This is a genomic window from Flavitalea flava (genome assembly GCF_054461575.1).
Window position 1 is genome coordinate 1 of record NZ_JBTLQH010000085.1, and the last position, 10117, is coordinate 10117.

Sequence of the window (10117 nt, forward strand, 5' to 3'; positions counted from 1 at the left end):
GGTCAGCATCTCGTCTTCCGCTTTTTCAAAAGCGCCTTCACTTTGCGAAATATCATACAAGAGAGCCCGGCCTGCATTGTTGATCACCATATTGAGTTCCGGAAAATCTTTCTTCAGTGTTGCGACCAATACTTCCGTATCTTCTTTTTTACTTACATCGCTGAGAATACCCGTTGCATTTTTTAATTGGCCCAATGCCTTATCGAGTCTTTGTTTATCCCTTCCGGTAATAATAACTTTATTTCCACCAGCCGACAATAATTTGGCTATTTCCAGACCGATCCCGGCCGTTCCGCCGCTTATCAATACGGTATTATTCGTTGTTTTCATTTTGTTTGTTTATTTGAGATGTTTTTGTTTAATTGAGATGTTTTTGTTTAATTGAGATGTTTTTAAAATAATTGTAAAGACCCCGTTTAAACGACAGCAGTCTGGATATGATCCGTACTGCCGGATATTGTCTCCCATTCGGCCACTTCTTTTTCAATTTTCGCTGAATTTTTTCTAAAGGCATTGACAGAGTCCTTTCCAATAGGTAAATGGAGAGGAGGATTTTCACTGGCAGCCAGTTTAATGATCACGTTTGCCAGTTTTGCCGGATCGCCGGGTTGATTGCCATGGAGCTGACCGGCAGCTGTCCTCATCTGCCCTACCGAAGCTTTATAGGCTTCCAAAACATTTTTTGAGGGAACATATGAATCGCCGGCTAAAAAATCTGTGCTGAAGAGACCTGGGGCAACGGCAGTAACCTTGATTCCAAATGGCGCCAATTCTACAGCCAAGCCCTCCGTGATCCCTTCTACGGCATATTTTGTTGAACCATACAACCCAAATCCGGGAACCGAAGCACCATAACCAAACAACGAAGACACATTGATCACATGTCCTGTTTTATTTTCACGCATAAACGGCAAAATCTCCCTGGTTACATTCAATAAACCAAAAACATTGGTTTCGTATTGTTTTCTGATCTCCTCATCGGATGCTTCCTCTGTTGCAGCCAGTAATCCGTATCCAGCATTATTTACCAATACGTCGACGCGGCCGAATTTTTCGATGGCTTTTTGAACACCCTCTTTTACCTGGTTCTTATTGGTTACATCGAGAACGACAACCAGCAGATCGGCATTACCTCCCAGAGTAGCAGTCAATCTTTCCGGTCTGCTGCGAACGGTGGCCACTACCTTATCTCCTGATTCAAGAGCCGATTTTGTTATATCCAAACCGAAACCCCTTGACGCCCCGGTAATGAACCAAACCTTTTGCTTTTTCATGATTTTATTTTTAAAATTTATAATTTATTCATTTATGACCGATCGGTCATTTTTTTAGATAAAAAAATTACGCTTCCAACGCCTCTATTTCTTTTTTTATAGTACGTATAATCAAATTCATTTTGGTGCGATTGCCGGAAACCCTGGTTATAAGGATGCCACCTTCCAGGAGGGCAAAGGTCCTGGTTGCAAACTCGACAGGGTTAAAATTTCCCCTGAATTCTCCGGTTTCAATACCTCTTTTGGCAATGCTTTCGAGTTGCTGAATATGAGCTTGGATGGTACGGTTTACTTTTTGGAGAATAACGGGGTTGGTATCGTCTGCCTCCATTCCAAAATTGAGCATGGGGCAGCCGCCTACCACAGGAGGGTTTTCGGGGTTACTCAGGAAATCCAGCATACCATATAACTTTCCCTTGGCGGTTGTATGGTGGCTAAGGACATTCATCAGTTTTTTCCCCAAACAATCCAGGTTATAATCTACCGCACAATAGGCTAATTCATCCTTACTCTCAAAATGAACATACAGGCTGCCTTTGGCTAATTTAGTTGCTTCCATTATATCACTCATAGCCGTTCCGGCGACACCCTTTGTATTAAAAATAGGGGCCGATTTCTCGATTATAAACTGCCTGGTTCTTTCTGCTTTTGTCATTTTGTTATCCATCACAACACAAAGATAAGTGACCGATCGGTCACTTTTGCAAAAATAAAAACATATTTATTACGCTAATTTATAATTACTTGTAAATAAATAAGTTGGGTTTGTCCTTATCCTCCCAACTTATACTTCCTGGCTTAAAATGCCGGAGGATCATGACCGGAACACTTTCGGATAGAGTATCCTTCTGTTCGATCACTACAAATTCATAAAAGACCACTTTCCCATCTTTCACACAGCGATAACTGCAGATCATATTATTACCTATAGGCGGCCCCCAAAATTCTTCCATATCACCTCATTCATGTTTTTGCTCCCATGTCCCAGCCATAAAAGCAAGATCCCTGATATTGGCTTTAAATATTTGTGCAGCACCTTGAAACGAGGATAGCATAAGTAAGTAAATAAAAACGAGAAGGCGCATAATAGCTAATTTAAGAAATTGCCAGCAATGTATTTAATCCCTCCTGTTCAAAAAGCAGTTGCCCGATCTTCAGATCGGACCAGCCTTCCAAAAGCTTATAGGTAAATACCGGTTTTTCATCGACCAGCTTGCATTCAATAAAATGGGTGCTTATCTTATTGGTCATCGCCCTGTCAGACAAAGTAAGTGTCTCTCTAAGTTGATGTAAATGGGTGGAGATAAAAAAAACGGATTTTTCAAAACGGGCCAATCCTTCGATCGTCCTGCCGGAAATGACAAGCGCGTCCTCGACATTGGTCCCTCTGAATAATTCATCAAATATGGCAAAACACTTTTTTGAATCGTTTGCTTCCACAACAACGGATTTCAGGTTTTTGATTTCCATCATAAAATGGCTATACCCGCTCAGTATATCATCGTTCAGGTTGATCGATATGGAAATCACGTCAAAAAAAAGCATCTCGCATTTTTCTGCCGGCACCGCCAAACCGAGATGAGCCAGGTATACACATAATCCGAGGGCTTTTAGCAGGGTTGATTTACCGGACATATTGGGCCCGGTTATCAGCGTAACCGTATCCTTGATGGTCAGACTGTTTTTTACAGGATTCTTTAACAGGGGGTGATAAAGATCTGAAATGGCAAATTTATGATCAGTAAACTCCGGAAAAGAGAATTGCAGTTTTTTAATCCCTTTAGCTATGGAAAGATAGGCTTCAAACAAAAAAAAGTCTTTCCAGAAAACATCCATTTCTCCGTTTCTGATCTTTTCACCCAGCTTGCGGACCAACCTGACCGTCTCCTGTGTTGTAAATCCTCTTCCCCGGACGATCGATTGTTGTTTTTCGATATCCATCTCTGAAAGGGTCCGAATACTACGGCTAAGGACAGCTTCGAACTCCGGGGGAAATACATCTGTTTTTATAGAAGCATAATAGGCCTGATTGATCTTATGCAAAAAGATAAACAACTGGCTAAGACGCCCTTTCTCCCGTTCTCTTTTCACCCTGGCAAAAAGATAGTGAACGATCAGGGTACTGTCCTCCAAACCGAGTCCCCTTTCCCTTATCTCTTCCAGGTAAGTATAGGTTTCATGAAATTCGGACTTTACGTAAGGAGCTGCTGAAAAGAGATGTTTATGGTTAATTAATCCTTTCAGGATATTTTGCCGGGTTACTACTTCTTCCAGGGCACCGGGAACATCGGTCAGCAACCGGATCAGTACATCCCTTGAATATTCCTGGCTGACAAAATCAAACAGGGGGAGGATTTCCTTTTTGAAATGTAAGTCCCGGATATTGTTCATTCCTTATTTTTTACAGTATTCGTAAGATTCGTCAAGGGGATATTTTTTATCCAGGTCTATATTGTTATAACTCTGATCCTTGCCCCAGGAAAAAAATCTTTCAAAAAAGGGCAGCAACCTGGTATTCTTTATTTTACTTAAAAAATAGATCTCATGCTCCTTTTCCTTCATCCCCATATCATATAATAATCTGTCATGCTCCTTTATTCCAATGGAATTAAAAAATTGCCTCATACGAAAGTATTCACAGACATTTCCGCTCTCCAGTCTCCCGGCAAAATAAAACGGCATGAACCAGCCAATGACATAACAACTGGAAGAGATCACCTTTCCAACGAAATGGAACCGGCGTTCATAATACCTGGAAACCGGCACTCCGTATACCTGCATGAGTTGCAATACTTCCTTTCGGTGGTTCCATTCGTCTATTTCGATCTGCCTTATCGCCTTTTTCTCTTCCTGATCTTTAACCGAAGCTGCATGTCCCTGATAGGCGAATGCAGCGGCTTTTTCTGCGGAATAGGCTTTTTGCAAAAGATCGGTCAATAAGGGATGGTCCAGTTTCTTCAAGGGTTGTTCCGGCTTCAATAAGGGTTGTTCCAGCATAATGGTTTACAGGTTGGGGTACGAAATTAGTTTGCGGTTTTCAATATCCGTAAAATAACAGTTAAGTTTAACATTATACGAAAGTGTACGGTGGGGTGTATCGTAAACGAACATTTTACGGGCGACCAACATCACAAAACACTGATTAACAGAAACATGTATTTCCGGCATTTTATTGGGACAACAGCAGATGGTCCGTAAAAGAAATAAAATATGGCTATGCTAAAGAATCATTTCAAGGTTGCCCTTCGCGGCATATTTAAGAACAAAGCTCATTCGTTAATAAATATTGCCGGTTTGTCGGTGGGCATGGCCGTTGCCCTGCTCATTGGGCTTTGGATCTGGGATGAATTCTCTTTTGACAAAACCTTTCAGCATTATGACCGGATTGCTCAGGTCATGCAAAGCGAAACCGCAAATGGCACAACCCAAACGATAGAGGAGATGCCCCTTCCGATGGCCAGGGAGCTCCGCAGTGTTTATGGGAGTAATTTCAAATATGTTGTGCTTTCCTCCGGAGTCCGCAACCATGTGCTGACCCTTGGCGGTGAGAAACCCGGCGAAGAGAAATTTGTAAAGACCGGTGCCTTTATGGAGGAAGATGCCCCCGAAATGCTCACCTTGAAAATGCTCAAAGGGAGCAGGGCCGGGTTAAAAGATCCAGCTTCGATCCTTCTTTCTCAAACAGTATCCACCGCAATTTTTGGACATGATGACCCTTTAGGCAAATCGTTAAAGATCGATAATAAAATGAATGTTACGATCACTGGGGTCTATGAGGATCTTCCTTACAACAATAGCTTCCAGGCCGTTTCCTTTATTGCGCCCTGGAACCTTTTCCATTCTTCCGAAGCGCGGGTAAGGGAGGCCGAAAATGATTGGGGCAGGAGTAGCTGGCAGGTTTATGTCCAGTTGGCGGATAAAGTGGATATCACCTCTGTTTCTACGCAGATCAAAGATGTCAAGCTCAATAAAATGGATAAAAATGACGCCAAATTCAAACCGGTGCTTTTTCTTCATCCAATGAGCAAATGGCATTTGTTCTCGGAATTTAAGAATGGGATAAATACGGGTGGAAGGATCCAGTATGTACGGTTATTCGGGATCATCGGCATCTTTGTCCTGCTGCTTGCCTGTATCAATTTTATGAACCTCAGTACGGCCAGATCGGGAAAAAGAGCCAAGGAAGTGGGGATCCGCAAAGCTATCGGCTCTCTGAGGGGCCAATTGATCGGGCAATTTTACAGCGAGTCTTTGTTGGTAGTCTTCCTTTCCTTCGTTTTTTCGTTGGTACTGGTCTGGATAATGCTCCCGTTTTTTAATGAAGTGGCCGATAAAAAGATCTTCATTACCTGGGCCAATCCCTGGTTCTGGCTGTTAAGTGGTAGTTTTATCCTGATCACGGGTTTAATTGCCGGTAGTTATCCCGCGCTTTATCTCTCCTCCTTTCAGCCTATCAAAGTCCTGAAAGGTACTTTCCGGGTAGGGCGCTTTTCGTCCGTCCCCCGTAAAGTTTTAATGGTCGTACAATTTACTGTTTCCGTTATCCTGATCATCGGCACGATGGTCGTTTTCCGTCAGATCCAATTTGCACAAAGCCGTCCCATCGGATATGACCGGGATGGCCTGATCACCGTGAATATGTCTTCACCCGATATCCATGAACATTTTAATGCCTTGCGAAACGATTTGCTGAAGACAGGGGCCGTATTGGAGATCGCTGAATCGGAAAGCCCGACAACAGCGCTTTGGAGCGGTGTGGGGGGGTTGGAATGGAAAGAGAAAGATCCGAATATGGCCGACGAATTCGGCAATATTGGTGTTTCCCCTGAATATGGAAGGACGATAGGTTGGCAATTCGTGCAGGGAAGGGATTTCTCCAAATCCTTCGGAACAGACAGCAACGCTATGATCCTGAATGAGACTGCCGTGAAATACATGGGTCTTAAAAAACCCATCGGAGAGACAGTGAGATGGTGGAACAGGAATTTAACGGTGGTCGGGGTGATAAAGGACATGGTGATGGAATCGCCTTTCGAACCGGTGAAACAAACCTTTTTCTTTTTAAGCCCGGGTCCCGGGTATCTCCTTAACATAAAACTAAATCCGTCGGCAGGGACGGGAGATGCCTTAAAAAAGGTGGAAGCCATATGGCGGCAATATGCACCCACCGAACCTTTTCGTTATAAATTCGCCGACCAGCAATTCGCGAAAAAGTTCGCCGCCGAACAGCGTGTAGGCAAACTCGCCGGTTTCTTTGCCTCGCTTGCTATCTTCATTAGCTGCCTGGGCCTCTTCGGACTGGCCTCTTTTATAGCGGAACAACGGATTAAAGAAATCGGTGTACGGAAAATTCTGGGCGCTTCGGTCTTTAGTTTATGGAGTTTATTATCCAAAGACTTTGTGTCTCTGATCATCATCTCCCTGCTTATTGCCATGCCTGCCGCCTATTATTTTATGCATACCTGGCTGGAAAATTATACCTACCGGTTGGTTATATCCGGGTGGATCTTTGTATCAGCAGGGCTTGGTACCATCACCATTACCTTGCTGACCGTAAGTTTTCAATCCATTAAAGCCGCATTGGCTAACCCGGCGAAGAGTCTGAAAGTGGAATAGAGCGCATATTCAGCTTTTTTGTTTTGCCTTTATGGCATCGAGTATTTGTTTCTGATTCGTTAATTCCTGTTGCTGGTTGGATTGGTCTGTTTTATTCTGATCGAGATCTGCCTGGGTCTTTCTGATCTTTTTTTCCAGGCTGCCCTGATCGTCCATCGACCGGTTCATTTTTTTTATTGCCTTTTTCTTGGCGTCGTCGTCCTTAAATATATTGGCCTGTAATTCCTGTGCTTCTTTTGCCTGCTCTTTTTTATTCAGGTCAAGATCTGTTTGTAAATTCCTCATCCTTTTTTCCAGATCGGCCTGGTCGCTCATCAATCCATTCATCTTCTTATTCGCCTTTTTCAGCACCTCATCCTGCTCCTTAGCCTGGGTATTTACATGATACGCCTCTACATAAGGAGCCAGTTCATTGAGAAACCGTTTGGCCCCTTCTATCCGGTTGGCGCCATCCATTTTTGAACTATCGGTAAGAGAACGGGATAAAATATTCTCATTTTTTTTGGCAGGCAACAGGGTTATGACTGTCAGATCTTTTTCTTTCCTGCTTTTGTGGTCGATCTTAAAATAAAGATCGCTTAGATCCGCATCGCTGCTATCCAGCTTAACGGCCCTGTATACGGTAAAATCTTTAAAGGAGGAGCCTTTATATCCCTTTTTGGCCATATACCCTTTAACAGCCTCTCCCGACACGTCCTGCGGACAGGGCAGATCAATGGTAGCCACTGATTGCAGGGTTTTCTGGTAATCCAACCGGCTTTCCACAGCCTGTGACCAAAGTTCGGTCTTACCAATAATAATGAGGGAAAGAAAAAGTAATTTTTTACGCATAATTAATGATTTAGGGGTTAACTAATTTCGAACGCTTTTTTAAAGCCCTTTTTTGAATTCCTTATATAAAAATTTATGGATAGGCGGATCAATTTCTCCAAAACGTTCTTCTATCCATAAACGTTCGAATAAACTATCTACCAATTGGATAGCAAGAGTACTATTTTCCAGCAAACAATAACCAAGAATCAGCAGATCGCCGGAATATTTTTTATAGAAATGTTTAAATGCCTTAATATCCTTATTCTCTAATTTTTTTAATAACGCTTTTTCTTCTACCCACTCATCAGCTTCCATATGGTTATTATTTAATATCCCTCGAAATAATACGGATTGTTGGTAGGTCAGCAAACTGGAATCGTTATTGTTTAGTAACTGGTACATAAATTAATTTTAGTTACTGATATCCCGGAAAGTGGGGGGCATCCTCTTCCCCACCACCCCCGGGAACCAATTTTCCACTCTTGCCCCGATGAACATTTTACTATTAATGCCGGCCGTATTCAATCAAGGCAAACGTTTTCTCCAAATGAACTACCTGCTAAATGAACTACCTGCTATTTATACAAATGTTGATCAATAATTCAACCTGAATTCCACTCTTCTGTTTTTTGCCCGTCCTGCCGCAGTTTTGTTGCTGGCCACCGGTTCAAGTTGTCCATGTCCTGTGACGGTGATCCGGCCCTGATCGACCCCTTTTCCCGCCAGGTATTTCCGTACGGCATCAGCCCTGCTCTGGCTTAAGGCCAGGTTCTTTTCCGCTTTACCGGTATTGTCCGTATACCCATCGATGGAGAGTTTCAAATTAAGATCACTCTTCATCAGGGAAGCTACTTCATTTAATCCCTTGAAGGATTTGCTTAATAACTTATAACTACCGGTCGTAAAATAGAGATGTTGTGCTGCATATTCGGCCCGTTTTATTATTTCTTCTTTTACAACCGGACAGCCCTGATTGGAAACAGGTCCGGCGATATCCGGGCATTTGTCCTGCTCATCATTCACACCATCGGCATCCCTGTCGGGAATAGGGCAACCATTATATTTGACTACACCGGCCACTGTCGGACATTTATCCTCTTCATCATTAATGCCATCACCATCCGTATCTGGTACCGGACATCCCTGATATTTAGCATTTCCGGCTACATTCGGGCACTTGTCATCCTTGTCCGGAATACCATCTCCATCTGTGTCCGGGCAACCTTTGAATTGAGGAAGACCGGCAACATCAGGACACTCATCCAGGCTATCGGCCATGCCATCTTTATCCCTGTCTTTGACTTCCACTACGGGTACGGGCGGAATGGCCATAACCACCGGTTCCTTTGTCTTCGGGGATCCTATCGTTTGGGTGAATCCTAAAGAATAGAACATATTATTGTCTACATTGGGGCAAGACCAGCTGAGCCGGTAATTAGCCTGCAAAAAGATATAGCCTTCCCCCATCATATTCAACTGAAGCCCCGCCCCGAGCGGAGAATACATTCCCCATCGGTTCCCGTAGTTGCCTACTCCCACACCGGCAGTAATAAAGGGGGCCAGTAAATGGTCATCATTAATAGGGCGTGCGTGGAAAGCACCTTCGAATTCATTAATATATTGTGTAGAAGCTCCGGTCTTATTATATTCTGAAAAAAGACCATTATAACGGATAGTGTAATCGATCTTTTTGGTAATCCCTTTCCAATACATGATGGAAAAGCCAGGATCTACTTTTCCTATTTTGGGAACCGAAGCCGAAAAATCTACAAGATTTGCGCTAAATCCAATTATTGCCGGTTTTTGTGCATGCGCTCCAACAGTCATTAATACGAAAACCATCACTGCCATTACTAACGAGAAAATCCTTTTCATAAATCTTTCCAATTTTTTTGATTTAAGGGTGAAATAAATTACCTTAAAAGTGTCAATCAACACTTTCCCTGTTCATAAGATTACCTATAAGGGCTATGAATTGCAGGTGTTCATGCAGGCAAGCATCAGCAAAAGGCAATCAACAGGATATAAAGATGTAAGAGGTAAGCACAACAAACCATTAAGTGGTTTCCAAAAAGCGATTTTCCGGTTTTTAGAAAAACGCTTATTCTATAGACCGGCAGAAATCAATAAACGTTTCGCATCCACTATCTTTTTTTTGAAAAAAATATTTTCTATCCTGCTAAAAGGGCATTTTTATCTCTTAATCCACTTATTTTCAATCCATTAATCATATAAAAACACAAGTGCCCCTGCACCTGACCCTGCTATTTATATAAAAATTAAATAGATATTTGTCCAATGGAATCGACGCGCAACGCATCCCCTGTTTTTGAAGTCTTGACAAAGAAGGCATCCGGTGGGGACAATCAATCCTTCCAACAGATTTACGATGCAATAGCCGGCAAGATGTATAG

11 protein-coding genes are annotated in these 10117 nt (G+C 42.7%); 2 read left to right on the forward strand and 9 right to left on the reverse strand.

The features are described 5' to 3' along the window. The 6 genes from ACX0G9_RS30925 to ACX0G9_RS30950 form a co-directional block, all read right to left on the reverse strand. Nucleotides 1-330: SDR family NAD(P)-dependent oxidoreductase (locus ACX0G9_RS30925; protein ID WP_459068862.1), on the reverse strand; the 330-nt coding region annotated here is incomplete at its 3' end. An 86-nt stretch (nucleotides 331-416) separates the two neighbouring features. Continuing rightward, on the reverse strand, nucleotides 417-1274 hold the full coding sequence (locus ACX0G9_RS30930) for an oxidoreductase (protein WP_459068863.1): 858 nt from the start codon (nucleotides 1272-1274) through the stop codon (nucleotides 417-419). A gap of 67 nt (nucleotides 1275-1341) precedes the next feature. Next, nucleotides 1342-1929, reverse strand: a complete 588-nt coding sequence (locus ACX0G9_RS30935) for a TetR/AcrR family transcriptional regulator (protein ID WP_459068864.1) — start codon at nucleotides 1927-1929, stop codon at nucleotides 1342-1344. A gap of 85 nt (nucleotides 1930-2014) precedes the next feature. Next, nucleotides 2015-2227 (reverse strand): DUF6265 family protein, encoded by a 213-nt coding sequence (locus ACX0G9_RS30940; RefSeq protein ID WP_459068865.1) that lies wholly within the window; start codon nucleotides 2225-2227, stop codon nucleotides 2015-2017. 142 nt (nucleotides 2228-2369) lie between these two features. Beyond that, on the reverse strand, nucleotides 2370-3665 hold the full coding sequence (locus tag ACX0G9_RS30945; RefSeq protein WP_459068866.1) for a MutS-related protein: 1296 nt from the start codon (nucleotides 3663-3665) through the stop codon (nucleotides 2370-2372). Between the two features lie 3 nt (nucleotides 3666-3668). After that, nucleotides 3669-4271 (reverse strand): ferritin-like domain-containing protein, encoded by a 603-nt coding sequence (locus ACX0G9_RS30950; RefSeq protein WP_459068867.1) that lies wholly within the window; start codon nucleotides 4269-4271, stop codon nucleotides 3669-3671. Nucleotides 4272-4490: 219 nt separating this feature from the next. Here ACX0G9_RS30950 and ACX0G9_RS30955 point away from each other — a divergent pair, with 219 nt between their 5' ends. Further along, nucleotides 4491-6890 carry an ABC transporter permease gene (locus ACX0G9_RS30955; RefSeq protein ID WP_459068868.1) on the forward strand — a complete coding sequence of 800 codons (2400 nt, stop codon included), beginning with the start codon at nucleotides 4491-4493 and terminating at the stop codon, nucleotides 6888-6890. Nucleotides 6891-6899: 9 nt separating this feature from the next. Here the strand turns inward: ACX0G9_RS30955 and ACX0G9_RS30960 are convergent, their stop codons facing one another. From ACX0G9_RS30960 to ACX0G9_RS30970, 3 genes are all read right to left on the reverse strand, one after another. Next, nucleotides 6900-7721 (reverse strand): hypothetical protein, encoded by an 822-nt coding sequence (locus tag ACX0G9_RS30960; protein ID WP_459068869.1) that lies wholly within the window; start codon nucleotides 7719-7721, stop codon nucleotides 6900-6902. 39 nt (nucleotides 7722-7760) lie between these two features. After that, nucleotides 7761-8018, reverse strand: coding sequence for a hypothetical protein (locus ACX0G9_RS30965; protein WP_459068870.1), 258 nt, complete (start codon nucleotides 8016-8018; stop codon nucleotides 7761-7763). 279 nt (nucleotides 8019-8297) lie between these two features. After that, nucleotides 8298-9578: an OmpA family protein gene (locus ACX0G9_RS30970; protein ID WP_459068871.1), complete on the reverse strand. Its 1281-nt coding sequence runs from the start codon at nucleotides 9576-9578 to the stop codon at nucleotides 8298-8300. 49 nt (nucleotides 9579-9627) lie between these two features. Here ACX0G9_RS30970 and ACX0G9_RS30975 point away from each other — a divergent pair, with 49 nt between their 5' ends. Next, entirely contained in the window at nucleotides 9628-9930 is a 303-nt protein-coding gene (locus ACX0G9_RS30975) for a hypothetical protein (protein ID WP_459068872.1), read from the forward strand. Nucleotides 9931-10117: the final 187 nt, after the last annotated feature.

What these genes read in the sequence shown, in the direction of transcription:
- ACX0G9_RS30930 (WP_459068863.1), bottom strand. Translation starts at nt 1,274, where the DNA reads ATGAAAAAGCAAAAGGTTTGGTTCATTACCGGGGCGTCAAGGGGTTTC.
- ACX0G9_RS30935 (WP_459068864.1), bottom strand. Translation starts at nt 1,929, where the DNA reads ATGACAAAAGCAGAAAGAACCAGGCAGTTTATAATCGAGAAATCGGCC.
- ACX0G9_RS30940 (WP_459068865.1), bottom strand. Translation starts at nt 2,227, where the DNA reads ATGGAAGAATTTTGGGGGCCGCCTATAGGTAATAATATGATCTGCAGT.
- ACX0G9_RS30945 (WP_459068866.1), bottom strand. Translation starts at nt 3,665, where the DNA reads ATGAACAATATCCGGGACTTACATTTCAAAAAGGAAATCCTCCCCCTG.
- ACX0G9_RS30950 (WP_459068867.1), bottom strand. Translation starts at nt 4,271, where the DNA reads ATGCTGGAACAACCCTTATTGAAGCCGGAACAACCCTTGAAGAAACTG.
- ACX0G9_RS30955 (WP_459068868.1), top strand. Translation starts at nt 4,491, where the DNA reads ATGCTAAAGAATCATTTCAAGGTTGCCCTTCGCGGCATATTTAAGAAC.
- ACX0G9_RS30960 (WP_459068869.1), bottom strand. Translation starts at nt 7,721, where the DNA reads ATGCGTAAAAAATTACTTTTTCTTTCCCTCATTATTATTGGTAAGACC.
- ACX0G9_RS30965 (WP_459068870.1), bottom strand. Translation starts at nt 8,018, where the DNA reads ATGGAAGCTGATGAGTGGGTAGAAGAAAAAGCGTTATTAAAAAAATTA.
- ACX0G9_RS30970 (WP_459068871.1), bottom strand. Translation starts at nt 9,578, where the DNA reads ATGAAAAGGATTTTCTCGTTAGTAATGGCAGTGATGGTTTTCGTATTA.